Source organism: Streptomyces longispororuber (assembly GCF_014656095.1).
Lineage (GTDB): Bacteria > Actinomycetota > Actinomycetes > Streptomycetales > Streptomycetaceae > Streptomyces > Streptomyces longispororuber.
In genome coordinates, this window is the sequence record NZ_BNBT01000160.1 from 1 (window position 1) to 19,108 (window position 19,108).

The following is a 19,108-nucleotide window of genomic DNA, read 5'->3' on the forward strand; positions in this document are numbered from 1 at the left end:
TTTTCGGCGCTCCGCGCCTCGTCCTCAAACGCCGGACGGGCTAGGGGATAGCCCGTCCGGCGTTTGAGGACGAGCGCGCCAGCGCGATTCCGGGGGTCCAGGGGGCGGAGCCCCATGGTTTCGGGAAGGGGCGGGATCGGGGAGCCCCAGCCGGGCTCAGCCCAAGCGCTTCGTCAGGGTGTACTCCGTCACCCCCTCCGGATAGTCGGGGATGGCGCACACGACCTCGTACCCCTGCTTCTCGTAGAACGCGGGCGCCTGAAAGTCCCACGTCTCAAGCCGCGCCCCCCGACACCCCCGCTCCTCCCGGGCCACCCGCTCCGCCTCCGCGAGGACCCGCCCCCCGATCCCGCCCCCGCGCAACTCCGCCGCCACCCACAGGAAGTTCACGTGCAGCCACCCCGCCCACGTGTGCGCGGCGAGCCCCCCGAGCAGTTCCCCGTCGTCCCCCACCACCCACACCCCGAGCGGTTCTTCCTGCTCAGCAGGGGTCCCCCGGATCGCCCGAAGCACCGGTGAGGCCTCGGTGTTGGCCGCCCGCAACCGCGCCCGAAGCAGACGAAGCCGTTCTTTGTCGACTCCCGTCTCAATACGAAACATACGGCTCACCATAAACGCGCCGGACAATCAGTTCTGCAAATCCACTTCCGCTCCGGGCCCCCGTCCGTACTCTGAAGGACAGCGCCGGTGGGGGCCGGCGCCGTTCAGGGGGCGAGACAGTCGGGTACGACGCCCGGCGGTGGGGGTGGCAGTCAGGGCACGGCGGCGGCCGTGCGGCTGCGGTTGCCCTCACCCCGGGCGCCGTACCCGCACCAGGTCCACCGTCCTCCAGCCTGTGGGGGTTTCCGTGGTTCGAATCCGAGTCCTGGTCGTCGACGACCATCGCATCTTCGCCGAGTCGCTCGCGGCCGCGCTCGCCGCCGAGCCCGACGTGGACGTCTCCGCCGCGGGCAGCGGCCCCGCGGCGCTGCGCTGTCTGGACCGCGCGGCGGCCGAGGGCCGCAGATACGACGTCCTGCTCGTCGACGCCGACCTCGGCGGCTCCGCGCCCGCGCTGCAGAGCGCCACGCGCCCCGCGGTGCCCGTCCACGACGGCCAGGCCGACGGACTCGTGGACGGCATCTCGCTGGTCACCGGCGTGCGCACGGCGCAGCCCGCGGTGCGCACGGTCGTCCTCGCCGAGAAGGACGACCCGCGGCGCGCGGCGCTCGCGCTCCAGGCGGGCGCCTCCGGCTGGGTCGCCAAGGACTGCTCGCTCTCCCGGCTGCTCACCGTCATCCGCGGCGTGCTGCGCGACGAGACGCACCTGCCGCCCGCCCTGCTCACCGGCGTCCTGCGGGAGCTGACCGCGGCCCGCAAGCACCGCACGGAGAGCGAGCGGCTCGTGGAGTCCCTGACCCCGCGCGAGCGCGAGGTGCTGCGCTGCATGGTGGCGGGCCTGGGCCGCAAGGCCGTCGCCGAGCGCCTCTTCCTCTCCCCGCACACCGTGCGCACGCACATGCAGAACGTCCTCGGCAAGCTCGGCGTGCACTCCACCCTCGCCGCCGTCGCCCTCGCCCGCAGGGCCGGGGTCGGCCCGGTCGACCTAGCCGGGGACGTTGTCGAACGGGGCGGTCAACTGGCGTAGCAGCGCCGCCAGTTCACCACGCTGGGCGCGGGACAGCTCCCCGAGGATGGCCCGCTCCTGGTCGAGCAGCCCGGCCAGGGCCTGGTCGGCGCGGTCCCGGCCCTCGTCGGTGAGGCGCACGAGCACGCCGCGGCGGTCGCTGGGGTCCGGCAGCCGCTCGACGAGCCCCTTCTTCGCGAGGCGGTCGATGCGGTTCGTCATCGTGCCGGAGGTCACCAGGGTCTGGGTGAGGAGCTGGCCCGGCGAGAGCTGGTAGGGGGCGCCCGCGCGCCGGAGCGACGTCAGGACGTCGAACTCCCACGGCTCCAGCTCGTGCTCGGAGAACGCCAGCCGACGCGCGCGGTCGAGGTGGCGCGCCAGCCTGCTCACGCGGCTCAGCACCTCGAGCGGTTCCACGTCGAGGTCAGGGCGCTCCCGACGCCATGCAGCGACCAGCCGGTCGACCTCGTCCTCCATGACGATCAGTGTAGGGGGTCTGTCGACGTGAAGTCTCTTGACGTCAAGATACAGCCGGGGTGAGGATGACGACGACCGGCCGCCGGGCCGGTACGCGAACGGCGCCCGTACCGGTGCCCGTACCGGTCCTCGGTACGCCGCACCGCCCGCGGCCCGGAAGGGACTGAGTGCCGGTACGCCCTCGCCACCGGCCCCGCACGCCCCGTACGCCCCGCACGTCGCAGAGGAGCAGCACCCCATGCCGTCCACGCCCTCCACGTCCTCCACGCCGTCCACCCCGCCCACCGCCGCACCGACGTGGGACCCGCAGCAGTACCTGCGCCACGCGAGCCACCGCAACCGGGCCCTGACGGACCTGCTGGCCCACGTCACGGCGCCGGCCGTGACCAGGCGGCCCCTCCGCATCGCCGACCTCGGGTGCGGCCCCGGCAACTCCACCGCCATCGTCGCCGCCCACTGGCCCGCCGCCCACATCACCGGCTACGACAACTCGCCCGAGATGCTGGAGCGCGCCGCGGCCCAGGCGGGCACCACGGAGGACGGTGGCCGTGTCGACTTCGCCCGGGCCGACCTCACGGCCTGGACACCGCCGGAGCAGTACGACCTGATCCTGTCCAACGCCACCTTCCAGTGGGTGCCCGGCCACGCGGACTCCTTCGCCGCCTGGACCGCCGCGCTCGCGCCCGGCGGGGCCTTCGCCTTCCAGGTCCCGGCGAACTTCGACGCCCCCAGCCACGTGCTGATGCGGGACCTGGCGTCGTCCGCCCGCTGGCGCGAGCGCCTCCACGGGTGCCTGCGCCACGCCGACGCGGTGCTCGCCCCGGCCGCCTACCTCGACCTGCTCACCGGCCTCGGCTGCGCGGCCGACGTGTGGGAGACCACGTACCTCCAGGTGCTGCCCGGGCGGGACGCCGTCCTCGACTGGGTCAAGGGCACCGGGCTGCGGCCGGTCCTCACGGCCCTCGCGGACGATCCCGGGGCGAGCGACGCCTTCCTGGAGGAGTACGGGGCGCTGCTGCGGGAGGCGTACCCGGTACGGGAGTACGGGACGGTCTTCCCGTTCCGGCGCCTGTTCGCGGTGGCCCGGAGGGGAGACGCCTCGTGCTGACAGCTCTGGACCACGTGCAACTGGCGGCGCCACCCGGCAGCGAGGCAGCGCTGCGCGCCTTCTACGGGGGTGTCCTCGGCATGACCGAGGTGCCCAAGCCGGCGGGGCTCGCGGGGCGGGGCGGATGCTGGTTCGAGGCGGGGACGGTACGGCTGCACCTCGGCGTCGAGGCGGACTTCCGCGGCCCTCGGGTGGCGTCGGGCCCGCGCTGAACGGTTGCTCGGCACCTAGGCGCTGTGCCCACCCTCCCCCAAGCTCTCGGCTTCGCTCGAGCAGGGGGGACCCCCATCGCCCCGCGGGACGACTGCCCACAGCGGGGGCGGCACCGCCAAGGCCGGGGCGTTACGGGTGGGCGGGTGGGAGAAGAACGGGACGACGGCGGGAAAGCGCTCCGCGCCGGGGCCGGCCTGGCAAGGCCGGGTGGCACGGGTGGGCGGGTGGGAGAGAACACCAAAGACGGCGCGGCAGCGCTCCGCGTCGGGGCCCGGCGGACAAGGCCGGGGCGGCACGGGTGGGCGGGAGGGCAGCAAGGACCCGCCCAAGGCCCACGGCCTAGGCCTTGCGGTGGCCTATCAGCCGCGGCTTCGGCTCAAGCCCGTCAAGACCGTGCCAGGCGAGGTTCACCAGATGCGCGGCCACCTCCGCCTTCTTCGGCTTGCGCACGTCCAGCCACCACTGCCCCGTCAGGGCCACACTCCCCACCAGCGCCTGCGCGTACAGCGGCGCCAGCTTCGGATCGAAGCCCCGCGTCTTGAACTCCTGCCCGAGGATGTCCTCCACCTGCGTGGCGATGTCGGAGATCAGCGACGCGAAGGACCCCGTGGACTGCGGGATGGGGGAGTCGCGCACCAGGATGCGGAAACCGTCCGTGTACTCCTCGATGTAGTCGAGGAGCGCGAAGGCCGCCTGCTCGCACAGCTCCCGCGGATGCCCGGCCGTCAGCGAACCGGTCACCATACCGAGGAGCTGCCGCATCTCGCGGTCCACCACCACCGCGTACAGCCCCTCCTTGCCGCCGAAGTGCTCGTACACCACCGGCTTGGAGACCCCGGCCTTCGCCGCGATCTCCTCCACCGACGTGCCCTCGAACCCCTTGGCGGCGAACAGGGTGCGGCCGATGTCCAGCAACTGCTCACGGCGCTCGGCGCCGGTCATACGGGTCCGGCGGGTCCGCCGGGGCTTGTCGTTGTTCGAATTCCGCGGGGCCTTGTCGGCGCGCGCCGAACCCGTCGGACGTGAGGTGCTGGAGTCGGTGGCCACAGGTTCCATCATGCCGCGTCTGCGGCCTGCCGCTTGCCAGCGGCGTCGAGGGAGTCCAGCGGCTTGCGGCGGGAGTCGATGCGGGACCGCGACGGCCAGCGTACGTCGTACGCCCAGCCGAGCTGTTCGAACCAGCGGATGAGGCGCGCGGAGGAGTCGAGCTGCCCCCGCATCACACCGTGGCGCGCGGACGTCGGGTCGGCGTGGTGCAGGTTGTGCCACGACTCGCCGCACGACAGGACCGCCAGCCACCACACGTTCCCGGAGCGGTCACGGGACTTGAAGGGGCGCTTGCCCACCGCGTGGCAGATCGAGTTGATGGACCACGTCACGTGGTGCAACAGCGCCACTCGAACGAGTGAGCCCCAGAAGAACGCGGTGCACGCGCCCCACCACGACATCGTCACCAGGCCGCCGACCAGCGGCGGGATCAGCAGCGACACCAGCGTCCACAGCACGAACTGGCGCGAGATCATCCGGATCGCCGGGTCCTTGACCAGATCCGGCGCGTACTTCTCCTGCGACGTCTGCTCCTCGTCGAACATCCAGCCGATGTGCGCCCACCACAACCCCTTCATCAGGGCCGGGACCGTGTCGCCGTACCGCCACGGGGAGTGCGGGTCACCCTCCGCGTCGGAGTACCTGTGGTGCTTGCGGTGATCGGCGACCCAGCGCACCAGCGGCCCCTCGACCGCCAGCGAACCCATGACCGCCAGCGCGATCCGCAGCGGCCGCTTCGCCTTGAACGAACCGTGCGTGAAGTACCGGTGGAACCCGATGGTGATGCCGTGGCAGCCCACGTAGTACATGACGACCAGCAGGCCCAGGTCGAGCCAGCTCACCCCCCAGCCCCAGGCCAGCGGCACCGCCGCGACCAGAGCCAGGAACGGGACGGTGATGAACAGGAGCAGCGTGATCTGCTCCAGCGAGCGCTTCTGCTCCCCGCCCAGCGTGGCGGGCGGAAGCGGGGCACCGGCCGGTGCCCCCTTCGATTCTTCGACGACATCGGGGCTTGTGGTCATAAAACGTTCCCCTGGGGGGTCGAGGGTGAGGGCACGGGCCGGACCACGTGCCGGACAGGGACGTACGCCACGGGCGAGTGCCCATGGAGCGGCCCGGGCATGCCTGCCTACGGGACCGTAACCTACGGCAACGTAAGTATGGCAGCGCGCAGCGTCGCGGCAAGAGGCCGCAGGACGGCCGGATCACTTCGACACCTATCCTTGGATCGGTCGGACAGCGCGGTCCGCTCTGTTATCTCCCCCGGTTCACCGGCCGGGACCCCTCCCAGACGTGCCCACCCGTCTCCCGCCCGTGCGCGGCGGGATTCCCCGCAAGGAGCCGCACCTGTGAGCAGTGCCGACGACCAGACCGCCCCGCAGGCCGCCGCCAGCACCGCGACGGCCACGGCCAACAGCGAGCTGCGCGCCGACATCCGCCGCCTCGGCGACCTCCTCGGCGAGACCCTCGTCCGCCAGGAAGGGCCCGAACTCCTCGACCTCGTCGAAAAGGTCCGCCGCCTGACCCGCGAGGACGGCGAAGCCGCCGCCCGCCTCCTCGGTGGCACCGAGCTGGAGACGGCCGCGAAGCTGGTACGGGCCTTCTCCACCTACTTCCACCTCGCCAACGTCACCGAGCAGGTGCACCGCGGCCGCGAGCTGCGCGCCCGCCGCGCCGCCGAGGGCGGCCTCCTCGCCCGCACCGCCGACCGCCTCAAGGACGCCGACCCCGAGCACCTGCGCCAGACCGTCGAGCACCTGAACGTACGCCCCGTCTTCACCGCCCACCCGACCGAGGCCGCCCGCCGCTCCGTCCTGAACAAGCTGCGCCGCGTCGCCGAACTCCTGGAGACCCCGGTCATCGAGTCCGACCGGCGCCGCCACGACATCCGCCTCGCCGAGAACATCGACCTCGTCTGGCAGACCGACGAACTGCGCGTCGTCCGCCCCGAACCCGCCGACGAGGCCCGCAACGCCATCTACTACCTCGACGAACTGCACGCCGGAGCCGTCGGCGACGTCCTGGAGGACCTCACCGCCGAACTGGAGCGCGTCGGCGTCCAGCTCCCCGAAGGCACCCGCCCCCTCACCTTCGGCACCTGGATCGGCGGCGACCGCGACGGCAACCCCAACGTCACCCCCGACGTCACCTGGGACGTCCTCATCCTCCAGCACGAGCACGGCATCAACGACGCGCTCGACATGATCGACGAGCTGCGCGGCTTCCTGTCGAACTCCATCCGCTACTCCGGCGCCACCGACGAACTCCGCGCCTCCCTCCAGGCCGACCTCGAACGCCTCCCCGAGATCAGCCCCCGCTACAAGCGCCTCAACGCCGAGGAGCCCTACCGCCTCAAGGCCACCTGCGTCCGCCAGAAGCTGGAGAACACCAAGCAGCGCCTGGCCAAGGGCACCCCGCACGAGCCCGGCCGCGACTACCTCGGCACCAGCGAGCTCCTGCACGACCTCACACTCATCCAGACCTCGCTGCGCGCCCACAAGGGCGGCCTCTTCGCCGACGGCCGCATGAACCGCACCATCCGCACCCTCGCCGCCTTCGGCCTCCAGCTCGCCACCATGGACGTCCGCGAACACGCCGACGCCCACCACCACACCCTCGGCCAGCTCTTCGACCGCCTCGGCGAGGAGTCCTGGCGCTACGCCGACATGCCCCGCGAGTACCGGCAGAAGCTCCTCGCCAAGGAACTGCGCTCCCGCCGCCCGCTCGCCCCCAGCCCCGCGCCCCTCGACGCCGCCGGCCAGAAGACCCTCGGCGTCTTCGAGACCGTCAAGAAGGCCCTCGACGTCTTCGGCCCCGAAGTCATCGAGTCGTACATCATCTCCATGTGCCAGGGCGCCGACGACGTCTTCGCCGCCGCCGTCCTCGCCCGCGAGGCCGGCCTGATCGACCTCCACGCCGGCTGGGCCAAGATCGGCATCGTGCCGCTCCTGGAGACCACCGACGAGCTGCGCGCCGCCGACGTCATCCTCGACGAGATGCTCGCCGACCCCTCCTACCGCCGCCTCGTCGCCCTGCGCGGCGACGTCCAGGAGGTCATGCTCGGCTACTCCGACTCCTCCAAGTTCGGCGGCATCACCACCAGCCAGTGGGAGATCCACCGCGCCCAGCGCCGGCTGCGCGACGTCGCCCACCGCTACGGCGTCCGCCTGCGCCTCTTCCACGGCCGCGGCGGCACCGTCGGCCGCGGCGGCGGCCCCTCCCACGACGCCATCCTCGCCCAGCCCTGGGGCACCCTGGAGGGCGAGATCAAGGTCACCGAACAGGGCGAGGTCATCTCCGACAAGTACCTCGTCCCCTCCCTGGCCCGGGAGAACCTGGAACTGACCGTCGCCGCCACCCTCCAGGCCTCCGCCCTGCACACCGCACCCCGCCAGTCCGACGAGGCCCTCGCCCGCTGGGACGCCGCCATGGACGTCGTCTCCGACGCCGCCCACGCCGCCTACCGCCGACTGGTCGAGGACCCCGACCTGCCGACGTACTTCCTCGCCTCCACACCCGTCGACCAGCTCGCCGACCTCCACCTGGGCTCACGGCCCTCCCGCAGGCCCGGCTCGGGCGTCTCCCTCGACGGCCTGCGCGCCATCCCCTGGGTGTTCGGCTGGACCCAGTCCCGGCAGATCGTGCCCGGCTGGTTCGGCGTCGGCTCCGGCCTCAAGGCCCTGCGCGAAGCCGGCCTCGACACCGTCCTGGAAGAGATGCACGAGCACTGGCACTTCTTCCGCAACTTCGTCTCCAACGTCGAGATGACCCTCGCCAAGACCGACCTGCGCATCGCCCGGCACTACGTCGAGACCCTCGTCCCCGACGAGCTCCGGCACATCTTCGCCACCATCGAGGCCGAGCACGAGCTCACCGTCCGCGAGATCCTGCGCGTCACCGGCGAGGAGAAGCTCCTGGACGCCCAGCCCGTGCTCCAGCAGACCTTCGCCATCCGCGACGCCTACCTCGACCCGATCTCCTACCTCCAGGTCGCCCTCCTCAAGCGCCAGCGCGACGCGGCCGCCGCCGGCGAGGAACCCGACCCCCTCCTCGCCCGGGCCCTCCTCCTCACCGTCAACGGCGTGGCAGCGGGCCTGCGCAACACGGGCTGAGGCCGGGCCTTCGCGGGGCGCCCCAGACCCGCCCCTTTCCCGAAACCAGGGGGCCGCGCCCCCTGGACCCCCGCCTCATCGCCGCTCCGCGGCTCGTCCTCAAACGCCGGACGGGCTGACAAACCGGCTGACAAACCAAAACCCCGCCCGCTCGCCCCTGAAAGGGGCGGGCGGGCGGGGAACAACCACCGCGAAGCGGTCAAGCACCGGCAGCCGACGACGGCGCCACGGCAGGGGGCAGCCCGTCCGGCGCCTGAGGACGAGCGAGGCGCGCAGCGCCGGGCGAAGCGCCGCTCAGGAGTTGTACGCACCCTGCGCGCGCTCAAGCCCCTCCGTCACCAGACACTCCACCGCATCCGCCGCCCGGTCCACGAAGTAGTCCAGCTCCTTGCGCTCGACCGCCGAGAAGTCCTTCAGGACGAAGTCCGCGACCTGCATCCGCCCCGGCGGACGCCCGATCCCGAACCGCACCCGGTGGTAGTCGGACCCCATCGCCTTCGTCATCGACTTCAGACCGTTGTGCCCGTTGTCGCCACCGCCCAGCTTCAGCCGCAGCGTCCCGTAGTCGATGTCCAGCTCGTCGTGCACGGCCACCACGTGCGCCGTCGGCACCTTGTAGAAGTCGCGCAGCGCCGTCACCGGACCGCCCGACAGATTCATGTACGACATCGGCTTGGCGAGGACGACCCGACGGCTGCCCGGACCCATCGGACCCAGACGCCCCTCAAGAACCTGCGCCTGCGCCTTGGCAGCCCGCTTGAAGGAGCCGCCGATCCGCCCGGCGAGCAGGTCCGCCACCATGAAGCCCACGTTGTGCCGGTTCATGGCGTAGCCGGGGCCGGGGTTGCCCAGACCCACCACCAGCCAGGGAGTGCTCGGGTCCGTCGTCATCTGCATGTCTCCTTCATAGCCCAACCGCCGCCCCGCGCTGAGCGCCGGGCGGCGGTTGACGTACCTACGGTGTGACGGCTCAGGCCTCGGCGGCCTCGTCGCCCGCACCCTCGGCCGGGGCCTCCTCGGCCTGCGCGGCCAGGACCTGCAGCACGACGGTCTCGGCGTCGGTGGCCAGGGAGACACCGGAAGGCAGCGTGATGTCCTTGGCCTGGATGGAGGCACCGGCCTCCAGACCCGCGATGGACACGGTCACGGACTCCGGGATGTGCGTGGCCTCGGCCTCGACCGGCAGCGCGTCCAGGACGTGCTCCAGCAGGTTGCCACCCGGGGCCAGCTCGCCCTCGGTGTGCACCGGGATCTCGACGTTGACCTTCTCGCCGCGCTTCACCAGCAGCAGGTCGACGTGCTCCAGGAAGCCCTTCAGCGGGTCACGCTGCACGGCCTTCGGGATCGCCAGCTCGGTCTTGCCGTCGACCTCCAGCGCCAGCAGCACGTTCGACGTACGCAGGGCGATCATCAGCTCGTGGCCCGGCAGCGTGATGTGCACGGGGTCCGTACCGTGGCCGTACAGCACACCGGGAACCTTGTTCTCACGGCGGATACGGCGGGCGGCACCCTTGCCGAACTCGGAACGGGTCTCGGCGCTGAGCTTGACCTCAGACATGGAGCACTCCTCGTAGATAGGTGAGACGGAAGCGTCACCCGGCCACGACCGGCCTGCTACGAAGAGCGCGTCGATAACGGACCGCCGTACCAAGAAGTACGGCCTCCCTCGCCGAGCAACTTCACCAGTCTACTCGGCGGGGAGGCCGCACCCCAAAACGATCACCCACGAGCCTCGCGGAGACTCAGCCCTTCGGACCCGCCTGCTCCTCGAACAGGCTGGTCACCGAGCCGTCCTGGAAGATCTCCCGCACCGCGTTGGCGATGGTCGGGGCGATCGACAGGACCGTGATCTTGTCCAGCTCCAGCTCGTTCGGCGTCGGCAGCGTGTTCGTGAACACGAACTCGCTCACCTTCGAGTTCTTCAGCCGGTCCGCCGCCGGACCCGACAGCACACCGTGCGTCGCCGTCACGATGACGTCCTCCGCACCGTGCGCGAACAGCGCGTCCGCCGCCGCGCAGATCGTGCCACCCGTGTCGATCATGTCGTCGACCAGGACACAGACCCGGCCCTCGACGTTACCGACCACCTCGTGCACGGTGACCTGGTTCGCCACGTCCTTGTCACGCCGCTTGTGCACGATCGCCAGCGGCGCACCCAGACGGTCGCACCAGCGGTCCGCGACCCGCACCCGGCCCGCGTCCGGCGAGACCACCGTCAGCTTGTCCCGGTCCACCTTCGCACCCACGTAGTCCGCCAGGATCGGCAGCGCGAACAGGTGGTCCACCGGACCGTCGAAGAAGCCCACGATCTGGTCCGTGTGCAGATCCACCGTCACGATCCGGTCCGCACCCGCCGTCTTCATCAGATCGGCGACCAGACGCGCCGAGATCGGCTCCCGGCCACGGTGCTTCTTGTCCTGACGGGCATAACCGTAGAACGGCACGATCACCGTGATGCTCCGCGCGGAAGCCCGCTTCAGCGCGTCGATCATGATGAGCTGCTCCATGACCCACTTGTTGATCGGGGCCGTGTGGCTCTGGATCAGGAAGCAGTCCGCGCCGCGCGCCGACTCCTGATAGCGCACATAGATCTCACCGTTGGCGAAGTCGAACGCCTTGGTCGGTACGACCCCGACCCCCAGCTCGTGGGCGACCTCCTCGGCCAACTCGGGGTGGGCGCGGCCGGAGAAGAACATCAACTTCTTCTCGCCGGTCGTCTTGATCCCGGTCACAGCACTGTCTCCTCAGACGAGTTCTTCCGCTGCTGCACCCGCGATACATCCAAGAGGTCCCGGAACGATCTCGACACCCCAGGACATAGGCCGCGCCACGAGTCAGCCGATTGGTGTGCACCTATCACGGTACGCGGTGTTCGGCGCACCTTTTTCCAGTCAGGGTTCCCGGTCAGCTCTCGCCGACCGCGTCCTCCCCGCCCCGGGACACCGCCTCGGCCGCCTTCGCCGCCGCGCTCCCCGGACGCTTACGGGCCACCCAGCCCTCGATATTCCGCTGCTGACCACGCGCGACAGCCAGCGAACCGGGCGGCACGTCCTTCGTGATCACCGACCCCGCCGCCGTGTAGGCACCGTCGCCGATCGTGACAGGAGCCACAAACATGTTGTCCGACCCCGTCTTGCAGTGCGAACCCACCGTCGTGTGGTGCTTCGCCTCACCGTCGTAGTTCACGAAGACACTCGCCGCGCCGATGTTCGTGTGATCACCGATCGTCGCGTCCCCCACGTACGACAGGTGCGGCACCTTCGTGCCCTCACCGATCGACGCGTTCTTCATCTCCACGTACGTCCCGGCCTTCGACCGGGTCCCCAGCCGGGTGCCCGGCCGCAGATACGCGTACGGACCCACGGACGCCCCCTCACCGATCCGCGCGCCGTCCGCCACCGTGTTGATCACCCGGGCCCCGGACTCCACGACCGTGTCCTGCAGACGCGAGTGGGGGCCCACCTCCGCGCCCTCACCCAGGTGCGTCCCGCCGAGCAACTGCGTCCCCGGATGCACCACGGCGTCCCGCTCGAACGTCACCGTCACGTCCACCCACGTCGACGCCGGATCCACCACCGTCACCCCCGCGAGCATCGCCTCGGTCAGCAGCCGGTCGTTCAACACCCGCCGCGCGTCCGCCAGTTGCACCCGGTTGTTGATCCCCGCGATCTCCCGGTGATCCGCCGCCACGGCCGCACCCACCCGGTGCCCCGCCTCCCGCAGGATGCCGAGCACGTCCGTCAGGTACTCCTCGCCCTGGCTGTTGTCCGTCCGCACCTTGCCCAGCGCGTCGGCCAGGAGCTGCCCGTCGAAGGCGAACACCCCCGAGTTGATCTCCCGGATCGCACGCTGCTCGGCGCTGGCGTCCTTGTGCTCCACGATCTCCGTGACCGCGCCCGTGACCGCGTCCCGCACGATCCGGCCGTACCCGGTCGCGTCAGGTACCTCGGCCGTCAGCACGGTGACGGCGTTGCCGTCGGCGGTGTGGGTCTCGGCGAGGCGCCGCAGCGTGGCACCCGTGAGCAGCGGGGTGTCCCCGCACACCACGACCACGGTGCCCTGCACCGCACCGCCGATCTCCTCCAGGCCGATGCGGACGGCGTGGCCGGTGCCGTTCTGCTCCGCCTGGTAGGCGGTGCGGACCTCGGCGTCGATCTCGGCGAGGTGCGCGCGCACGCGCTCGCTCTCGTGCCCCACCACGGCGACGAGACGCTCCGGCGCGAGCTCGCGCGCGGCGGCGAGCACGTGCCCCACGAGGGAACGGCCGCAGATCTCGTGCAGGACCTTCGGGGTGGCCGACTTCATACGGGTGCCCTCACCCGCTGCGAGGACGACGACGGCTGCCGGGCAGTTGGCGCTCACGGGGATGCCCTTCGGCTTCGAATGCTTGGGGTGTGGACATCCGCAGGATACCGGCCCGTAATGAGGGCGGGTCCGGGGGCTTGTTGCTGGCGGGGCGCCCGGTGCCGGACGGGACCCAAAAGAAAACGGGCCCCGACCTTGCAGGTCAGGACCCGAACCGAAGCCCGCTCCCGGGGGAGGACTCGAACCCCCATGATCAGAACCAAAATCTGACGTCTTGCCCTTAGACGACCCGGGATGGCCGCTATGTCCGATTTCGTAGATCGGCCGCGGTGGCAGCCCCTACTATGCCGTACCAGGAGCCTTCCATGCGACGGTACAGGTCGGCACTCCTGAGCGTGATGACGATGAGGCAACCCCGATAGGCCTCGGACGTGTTCTTCCGGCTCGTCTTGGGGTTGTGCCTCTTGATGGTCGCCTTCTGGAACGTGGACGGCTCCACGCCCACCAACTCGGCCCAGTACGCCTCCGCTCCGGTCACGTCGGCCGATTCGTGGATGCTCACCCGAAAGCGCAGGCGCTCGCGTTCGACTCCGAGTGCGTCGAGCCAGCGCAGGTAGAACGCGATGACGTTCGGGTCGCTGTTGATGAACGCCAGTCTTTCGCGGCGGCTGTACGTCTTGTCCTTGGTTCCTTCCGCCCAGTACAGAACGACGCCGGCCAGGAACACTTCCCGGTCGGTCAAGCCGCCGATCTCCGCCCTCGCGGCCGCCTTGGTGCGCTGCCGCTCCTCGTCGCGCAGGGCCAGCTCGTGTCGCCAGCGCTTCTGCGCGGCCAGCTTCGCCTGCTCCGACGGAGTGCGTCGCTCCGGCTTCGGCAGGTCGCGTACCCACAGGGAGATCGAGCTCTTGGAGCAGCCCAGCTCGACCTGGATCTGGTCGTAGGTCCAGCCCTGGAGGCGCAGCTCCCTGGCTCGCTCGCGTACGTCGTCCTTGGCCTTCGGGCGCCTGGTCCACTCCGGGGCGGGTTCCCCCTTCACCAGGCGCTGGAGCATGTCCTTGCTGCGGACCTGGAGCGTGTCGGCGATCTGCCTCAGGCTGTGGCCCTCGCGGCGCAGGGCCACCGCCCGTTCCCGCAGCCCCTCGAAGTCGTCGTACCTGCTGTGGTTCTCGGTCATGCGGCGAGCCTCGTCCGGAATGCGGACGTCCGGGGCGAAAGTATGGGCGATTCAAACGTTCGAGGGTTACCTGGTGGTTCCGCCGCCTCCCGGGCACCGGCCGGGTAGTGCGGAGCACGATCGCCGGGCCCGAAACTCACCGGAAAACCGGGCGTCGGCGCCCGTAGGCTGGAAGACATGACCACGACGGGGGACAGCGGAAACACGGCCCGGACGGGGCCGTGGTGGTGGGAGCGGCGGCGCAGCGCCGTGCTGGACATCGGGCTCGGTGTCGTCTCGGCGGCCGAGTGCGGTGCGGAGGGTGTGGAGTTCTCGCGGGACGCGGGGCTGCCGTTGGCGGTGGGGGTGGCGTTCGGGCTGCTCGCCGGGGCCACGCTGGTGTTGCGCCGCCGCTGGCCCATCGCGGTGGTGCTGGTGGCGGTGGCGGTGACGCCCGCGCAGATGGGCGTCCTGATGACGATCGTGGGGCTGTACACGCTGGCGGCGTCGGAGCTGCCGCGCCGGATCATCGGCGCGCTGTCGGGGATGTCGCTGGCGGGGACGTTGATCGTGACGCTGGTGCGGGCCAATCAGGACATAGCGAGTGGTGATCTGACGATCGGCGAGGGGTTCATCCCGTTCATCGCGATCAGTACGTCGTTGGGGATCACGGCGCCGCCGGTGCTGCTGGGGTTGTACGTGGGGGCGCGGCGGCGGTTGATGGAGTCGTTGCGGGAGCGGGCGGACAGCCTGGAGCGGGAGTTGCAGTTGCTGGCGGAGCGGGCGGAGGAGCGTGCGGAGTGGGCGCGTAACGAGGAGCGGACGCGGATCGCGCGGGACATGCACGACGTGGTGGCGCACCGGGTGAGTCTGATGGTGGTGCACGCGGCGGCGTTGCAGGCGGTGGCGCGGAAGGATCCGGAGAAGGCGGTGAAGAACGCCGCGCTGGTGGGGGACATGGGGCGGCAGGCGTTGACGGAGTTGCGGGAGATGCTGGGGGTGCTGCGGGCGGGGGAGCCGCCGGCGAGGCCTGCTCCGGCTCCGGCGCCGTTGCCGTTGGCGGCGGTGCGGGAGGCGGCGGCGCAGGCGGCGTCGCGGGCCGGGGGCGGGGTGGGTCCGGAGGCGGGGGAGGGGCCGTGTCTGGCGGAGCTGGACGCGTTGGTGGAGCAGTCGCGGGCGGCGGGCATGGTGGTGGACATGTCCGTGGAGGGGGAGGCGCGGGTGTACGCGGCGGAGGTGGAGGAGACGGCGTACCGGGTGGTGCAGGAGGCGTTGACCAACGTGCACAAGCACGCGGCGGGGGCGAAGGCGTATGTGCGGCTGGCGCACCGGGGCGGGGAGGTGGCGATGCAGGTGGAGAACGGTCCGCCGCCGGAGGTGTCGCCGCAGGACGCGCGGTTGCCCAGTGGGGGCAACGGTCTGGTGGGGATGAAGGAGCGGGTGACGGCTCTGGGGGGTGTGTTCGTGTCGGGGCCGACGGACGCGGGTGGTTTCCGGGTGTCGGCGGTGTTGCCTGCGGGGGTGGGTGGTCAGGGCTGAGGCGCGGGGTGTGGGCCGCCGCAGCGCGTGGGGGTGGTGTCAGGCGCTCGCGGTGAGGCGTACGGGCTGGGTGCCCGCGACGAGGGTGGTGAGGGCCTGGTCGATGTGCTGGCCGAGGTACCAGTCGCCGCTGTGGTCGAGGCTGTAGACGCGGCCTTCGGCGTCGATGGCGAGCAGTGCCTGGGTGTCGGTCTCCTCGCCTATGGGGCTGACCTGGGTGCCGAGGGCGCGGCCGAGGTCGCCGAGGGTGCGGGCCAGGTGGAGGCCGTACATGGGGTCGAGGTGGATGGTGGCGGGGGCGATCTGGCGGCCGGGGCCCTTGGGGGTGATGTGGAGGCCGCCGAATTCGGCCCAGGCCTCGACGGCGGCGGGGAAGACGGCGTGGCGGTGGCCGGCGGGTGAGGTGTGGCGGCGCAGGGCGTCGGCCCAGATCTCGGCCTGTTTGATGTCCCAGCGGCCGGGGCGCCAGCCCGCGGTGCGCAGGGCGGCGTCGACGGGCACGGGGAAGCGGGTGGCGTTGTCGGTGTGCATGGCTCAGACCCTCGTGGTGCGGTGCGGGTACGGGTGCGGCCGGGTGGCGGCGGTGCCGGTGGCCGGGTGGCGGGCGGCCGGGGTCAGTCGGGGGTCGTCGGGTCGACGACGCGGACGCCGAAGTGTGCGGTGAGGGCGGCGCAGGAGCGGCACGGGCGGGCGAAGGAGCCGTGCAGGGGGTCGCCGTCCTCGCGGATGCGGCGGGTGGTGAGCTTGGCGTGCTTGAGGGCCTTGCGGGCCTCGCCGTTGGTCATGGGTTTGCGGCGGGCGCGTTTGGAGCGGCCCGCGTCGGCGGCGGTGAGGTGCCGGGAGATGAGTAGGGCTTCGGCGCAGCGGCCGGTGAAGCGTTCGCGCTGGCCGCTGGTGAGGGTGTCGAGGAAGTCCTGGACGAGGGGGTGGTGGCTGGGTGGTTCGTCGCTGCGCTTGGGGGTGGCGGTGAGGGTGGTGCCGCGGACGGAGAGCGCGGCGGCGACGGTCGGCAGGATGCCGTCGCGGCGCTGGCGCAGGATGGGTGCGTCGGCGGGGACGCTGCTCCAGCCGACGCGGGGGTCGCCGCCCGTGGTGGCGGTCGCGGTGGCGGTGCCTGTCGCGGGGCCTGTCGGGGTGCCTGTCGCGGTGCCTGTCGCGGTGGTCCGTGCGGTGCCGGGGCCGCCGGGTGTGGTCGTGGAGTGAACGGTTCCGGCGCTTTCGGTGGATGTGTCGGTCGTCCGTGACATGCCGGTTTGTGCGGTGTGCATGTGGTGTTTCCCTCCCCGTGCCCGCGGCGTCGGCCGCTGGTGCCGCGCCCCCGCGTTGCGGGAACAGACTGCCAAATGGGGCGCGCGGTGCGGAAGCTGGGGCCGGGCGACACGACCGGGTTTCGTCTCTGGGTGACGGTTCCGTGGCGGGTGGTCACGGAATCGGAGGGCCGATGACCCGTGTCGTGCTTGCGCATAGGCTGTCGCCATCCGTGAACCCCACAGTGCCGCAGGAGGGCAACCGCCATGACGACAGGTCGGCCAGGTCGGCTCGGGCAGCAGGCCGCGCCGCCGAACGCGGCCTACGCCGGGCAGGTCGTGCACTTCCCGGACCCGGTGCGGGCCGCCCGGCACCCCCGGGGGGTGCGGGTGGACGGTGACGGCTATCCGGACTTCTCGCCGTACGCGCGCGCGGCGGCGGAGGTCGCGGAGCCGCCGGAGGGTTTCGGCGTGGACGAGCTGCGCCTGACGGACTACGTCTCGGCGAACGCGGCGCTCGCGGCGTCGGGGCACGAGCTGTGGGACACGGTGGCGCCGGTGGCGACGCCGCACGGCTGGACGTGGCACCACGTACCGCACAGCCGGCGTCTGGAGCTGGTGCCCGTCGAGGTGAAGGCGCTGCTGCGGCACCACGGTGGGATCGCGACGGCTCCGGTCGACCACGGCAAGCGCGGGACGCGGCCGTTGCAGGAGACCCGGCCGGCGCACCTGGCGCTGCCCAAGGGGGCGCTGGCGGTCACCGAGAGCCAGGTGGCGGGCGTGGAGGAGGACTTGGGCTACCGCCTGCCGGGTGCGTACCGGTCGTTCCTGAAGGCGGCGGGCGGGTGCGCGCCGGTGGGCACGGCGCTGGACGCGGAGCTGGGTCTGCTGGTCGACCAGCCGTTCTTCACGGTCCGTGACGAGGCGGCCGTGAACGACCTGGTGTACGTCAACAAGTGTCTGCGCGACCATCTCACCAAGGACTATCTGGGCGTGGGTTTCGTGCAGGGCGGTCTGCTGGCCGTGAAGGTCAGGGGCGACCGGGTGGGCTCGGTGTGGTTCTGCGCGTACGACGACGCGCGCGACGTGGATCCCTCGTGGGCGCCCGCGGAGCGGGTGCAGCGGCTGCTGCTGCCCTGCGGTGACGACTTCGACGCGTTCCTGTCCCGGCTCGCGGGCAGCCCGCCCGAGCTGGAGACCGTGGCGAACCTGATGGTGGACGGCGGCTTCGCGCGCGCCGTCCCGGTGGGGGAGTGAGCTGGCGATGGTGACCTTCGCGCAGGCGCAGGAGCGCGCCGAGGAATGGGTCAACGGCGACGTGCCGCCGCCCGGCCACCGCGAGGTGCGGGTGCGGGAGTTCGAGCTGGGCTTCGTGGTGTGGGCGGAGGACCGCGAGGGCGGCCCCCGTTCGGACGGGGGCGGTCAGCGTCTGGTCATCGCGCGGGACAGCGGTGAGGCGACGTTGTGGCCCGCGCTGCCGGTGGGTGAGGTGATCCGCCGGTACGAGGAGGAGTACGGGGTGGCGCGGGCGGCGGAGCCCGCGGCGCCGGCCGCGCCGGAGCGCATGGACCTGAACCAGACGTCGTTCCTGCTGAGCCCGCCGGAGTGGTTGCAGGAGGCGGCGGACAAGCTGGGGATTCCGGACCGGCGGTCGTCCGCGGGGGCCGCGGAGCCCTCGACGCCCGCTGAACCCGCGGCGCCCGCGGCCCGGATTCCGGCGCAGGCGCAGGGGCCGGGCGACGCGGTGCCGCCGACCGCGGCCCGACCCCTGCCTTCGGCGCAGGCGGAGAGCGCGGCCGGTGGGGCTTCCGGGGGGCCCGGCGGGGCTGCTGCCGGAGCGCCTTCGCCGGGGCTGCCCGCCACCTCGGGCGGGGGCGCGGCGTGGCCCGCCGCCGGTGCGCCGGACGGGGCCCCGGGGGCGGGTGGCGAGGCGGGTGCGCCGTCGTCGTCGGCCGTGTCCCCCTCCGCTTACGGGTCGGCGTCGTCTTCGGCGTCCGTGTCCGAGTCCGCCTCCGCGACGCCGTGGGCGGGTACGGACACCAACACCGGGGCCGATGACGACGACGTGGCCGTGCCGCTGCCCGCGACGGTGTTCTCGCCGCCGGTGAACCTGGACGGCGAGGCGGAGGACCAGCCGCCGCCCAGCGTGTCGCCGGAGGCCAAGACCGCGCTGATGTCGGGCGGCAGCCAACTGCCGAAGACGGCGCTCGCCCCCGCCCTGGACGACCCCCAGGCCGGGGCGACGGGCGCGGCGCTGCTGCCGCCCACGGGGCCCGCCGCGAGCGGGCCGGACCTGCCCCC

Annotated in this window: 17 protein-coding genes, 1 tRNA gene and 1 pseudogene; 7 read left to right on the top strand and 12 right to left on the bottom strand. The window is 71.9% G+C overall.

What is annotated here, in order from left to right:
- Window positions 1-156 precede the first annotated feature (156 nt).
- Window positions 157-612 carry a GNAT family N-acetyltransferase gene (locus IE330_RS32460; RefSeq protein WP_190139759.1) on the bottom strand — a complete coding sequence of 152 codons (456 nt, stop codon included), beginning with the start codon at window positions 610-612 and terminating at the stop codon, window positions 157-159.
- Window positions 613-847: 235 nt separating this feature from the next.
- Here IE330_RS32460 and IE330_RS32465 point away from each other — a divergent pair, with 235 nt between their 5' ends.
- Entirely contained in the window at window positions 848-1,627 is a 780-nt protein-coding gene (locus IE330_RS32465) for a LuxR C-terminal-related transcriptional regulator (protein ID WP_190139760.1), read from the top strand.
- On the opposite strand, the gene tamR is transcribed toward IE330_RS32465, so the two are convergent.
- Window positions 1,586-2,083, bottom strand: coding sequence for a MarR family transcriptional regulator TamR (tamR, locus tag IE330_RS32470; RefSeq protein ID WP_164324112.1), 498 nt, complete (start codon window positions 2,081-2,083; stop codon window positions 1,586-1,588). The two genes, IE330_RS32465 and tamR, sit on opposite strands and share 42 nt — an antisense overlap.
- Before the next feature lie 238 nt (window positions 2,084-2,321).
- Between tamR and IE330_RS32475 the strand changes: the two genes are divergently transcribed.
- On the top strand, window positions 2,322-3,191 hold the full coding sequence (locus IE330_RS32475; RefSeq protein ID WP_190139761.1) for a trans-aconitate 2-methyltransferase: 870 nt from the start codon (window positions 2,322-2,324) through the stop codon (window positions 3,189-3,191).
- Window positions 3,185-3,388, top strand: a pseudogene (locus IE330_RS32480) (VOC family protein); the annotation flags it as partial. The gene IE330_RS32475 and the pseudogene IE330_RS32480, both read left to right, overlap by 7 nt.
- A 355-nt stretch (window positions 3,389-3,743) precedes the next feature.
- Here the strand turns inward: IE330_RS32480 and IE330_RS32485 are convergent.
- Window positions 3,744-4,463: a TetR/AcrR family transcriptional regulator gene (locus IE330_RS32485; RefSeq protein ID WP_190139762.1), complete on the bottom strand. Its 720-nt coding sequence runs from the start codon at window positions 4,461-4,463 to the stop codon at window positions 3,744-3,746.
- Window positions 4,460-5,473 (bottom strand): acyl-CoA desaturase, encoded by a 1,014-nt coding sequence (locus IE330_RS32490; protein ID WP_190139763.1) that lies wholly within the window; start codon window positions 5,471-5,473, stop codon window positions 4,460-4,462. The genes IE330_RS32485 and IE330_RS32490 overlap by 4 nt, the downstream gene beginning before the upstream one ends.
- Before the next feature lie 327 nt (window positions 5,474-5,800).
- On the opposite strand from IE330_RS32490, the gene ppc reads away from it, so the two are divergent.
- Complete coding sequence (ppc, locus tag IE330_RS32495; protein ID WP_373314784.1) at window positions 5,801-8,563, top strand: phosphoenolpyruvate carboxylase; 2,763 nt, start codon at window positions 5,801-5,803, stop codon at window positions 8,561-8,563.
- Window positions 8,564-8,857: 294 nt separating this feature from the next.
- Here the strand turns inward: ppc and pth are convergent, their stop codons facing one another.
- The 6 genes from pth to IE330_RS32525 form a co-directional block, all read right to left on the bottom strand.
- A complete protein-coding gene (gene pth / locus IE330_RS32500; protein WP_190139764.1) occupies window positions 8,858-9,460 on the bottom strand; it encodes an aminoacyl-tRNA hydrolase in 603 nt (200 codons plus the stop codon).
- A 73-nt stretch (window positions 9,461-9,533) separates the two neighbouring features.
- Window positions 9,534-10,121: a 50S ribosomal protein L25/general stress protein Ctc gene (locus IE330_RS32505; RefSeq protein ID WP_190139765.1), complete on the bottom strand. Its 588-nt coding sequence runs from the start codon at window positions 10,119-10,121 to the stop codon at window positions 9,534-9,536.
- Between the two features lie 184 nt (window positions 10,122-10,305).
- The gene (locus IE330_RS32510) at window positions 10,306-11,295 is read right to left on the bottom strand and encodes a ribose-phosphate diphosphokinase (RefSeq protein ID WP_190139766.1); all 990 of its coding nucleotides are present in this window, start codon (window positions 11,293-11,295) and stop codon (window positions 10,306-10,308) included.
- A gap of 172 nt (window positions 11,296-11,467) precedes the next feature.
- Window positions 11,468-12,925, bottom strand: a complete 1,458-nt coding sequence (glmU, locus tag IE330_RS32515; protein WP_190139767.1) for a bifunctional UDP-N-acetylglucosamine diphosphorylase/glucosamine-1-phosphate N-acetyltransferase GlmU — start codon at window positions 12,923-12,925, stop codon at window positions 11,468-11,470.
- 167 nt (window positions 12,926-13,092) lie between these two features.
- Window positions 13,093-13,163, bottom strand: a tRNA-Gln gene (locus IE330_RS32520).
- Window positions 13,164-13,169: 6 nt separating this feature from the next.
- Window positions 13,170-14,042, bottom strand: a complete 873-nt coding sequence (locus tag IE330_RS32525; RefSeq protein WP_190139768.1) for a terminase gpP N-terminus-related DNA-binding protein — start codon at window positions 14,040-14,042, stop codon at window positions 13,170-13,172.
- A 177-nt stretch (window positions 14,043-14,219) separates the two neighbouring features.
- On the opposite strand from IE330_RS32525, the gene IE330_RS32530 reads away from it, so the two are divergent.
- Entirely contained in the window at window positions 14,220-15,560 is a 1,341-nt protein-coding gene (locus IE330_RS32530; RefSeq protein ID WP_190139769.1) for a sensor histidine kinase, read from the top strand.
- Between the two features lie 39 nt (window positions 15,561-15,599).
- On the opposite strand, the gene IE330_RS32535 is transcribed toward IE330_RS32530, so the two are convergent.
- Window positions 15,600-16,091, bottom strand: a complete 492-nt coding sequence (locus IE330_RS32535; protein WP_190139770.1) for an SUKH-3 domain-containing protein — start codon at window positions 16,089-16,091, stop codon at window positions 15,600-15,602.
- A gap of 83 nt (window positions 16,092-16,174) precedes the next feature.
- Window positions 16,175-16,828: a YwqJ-related putative deaminase gene (locus IE330_RS32540; protein ID WP_229926083.1), complete on the bottom strand. Its 654-nt coding sequence runs from the start codon at window positions 16,826-16,828 to the stop codon at window positions 16,175-16,177.
- Between the two features lie 246 nt (window positions 16,829-17,074).
- Here IE330_RS32540 and IE330_RS32545 point away from each other — a divergent pair, with 246 nt between their 5' ends.
- Entirely contained in the window at window positions 17,075-18,064 is a 990-nt protein-coding gene (locus tag IE330_RS32545; RefSeq protein WP_190139771.1) for an SMI1/KNR4 family protein, read from the top strand.
- 7 nt (window positions 18,065-18,071) lie between these two features.
- The coding region (locus tag IE330_RS32550; protein WP_506005389.1) for an SUKH-4 family immunity protein at window positions 18,072-19,108 on the top strand (1,037 nt) is incomplete at its 3' end.

What these genes read in the sequence shown, in the direction of transcription:
- IE330_RS32505 (WP_190139765.1), bottom strand. Translation starts at nt 10,121, where the DNA reads ATGTCTGAGGTCAAGCTCAGCGCCGAGACCCGTTCCGAGTTCGGCAAG.
- tamR (WP_164324112.1), bottom strand. Translation starts at nt 2,083, where the DNA reads ATGGAGGACGAGGTCGACCGGCTGGTCGCTGCATGGCGTCGGGAGCGC.
- IE330_RS32535 (WP_190139770.1), bottom strand. Translation starts at nt 16,091, where the DNA reads ATGCACACCGACAACGCCACCCGCTTCCCCGTGCCCGTCGACGCCGCC.
- pth (WP_190139764.1), bottom strand. Translation starts at nt 9,460, where the DNA reads ATGCAGATGACGACGGACCCGAGCACTCCCTGGCTGGTGGTGGGTCTG.
- IE330_RS32485 (WP_190139762.1), bottom strand. Translation starts at nt 4,463, where the DNA reads ATGATGGAACCTGTGGCCACCGACTCCAGCACCTCACGTCCGACGGGT.
- IE330_RS32460 (WP_190139759.1), bottom strand. Translation starts at nt 612, where the DNA reads ATGGTGAGCCGTATGTTTCGTATTGAGACGGGAGTCGACAAAGAACGG.
- IE330_RS32545 (WP_190139771.1), top strand. Translation starts at nt 17,075, where the DNA reads ATGACGACAGGTCGGCCAGGTCGGCTCGGGCAGCAGGCCGCGCCGCCG.
- IE330_RS32475 (WP_190139761.1), top strand. Translation starts at nt 2,322, where the DNA reads ATGCCGTCCACGCCCTCCACGTCCTCCACGCCGTCCACCCCGCCCACC.
- IE330_RS32490 (WP_190139763.1), bottom strand. Translation starts at nt 5,473, where the DNA reads ATGACCACAAGCCCCGATGTCGTCGAAGAATCGAAGGGGGCACCGGCC.
- IE330_RS32530 (WP_190139769.1), top strand. Translation starts at nt 14,220, where the DNA reads ATGACCACGACGGGGGACAGCGGAAACACGGCCCGGACGGGGCCGTGG.
- IE330_RS32540 (WP_229926083.1), bottom strand. Translation starts at nt 16,828, where the DNA reads ATGCACACCGCACAAACCGGCATGTCACGGACGACCGACACATCCACC.
- IE330_RS32525 (WP_190139768.1), bottom strand. Translation starts at nt 14,042, where the DNA reads ATGACCGAGAACCACAGCAGGTACGACGACTTCGAGGGGCTGCGGGAA.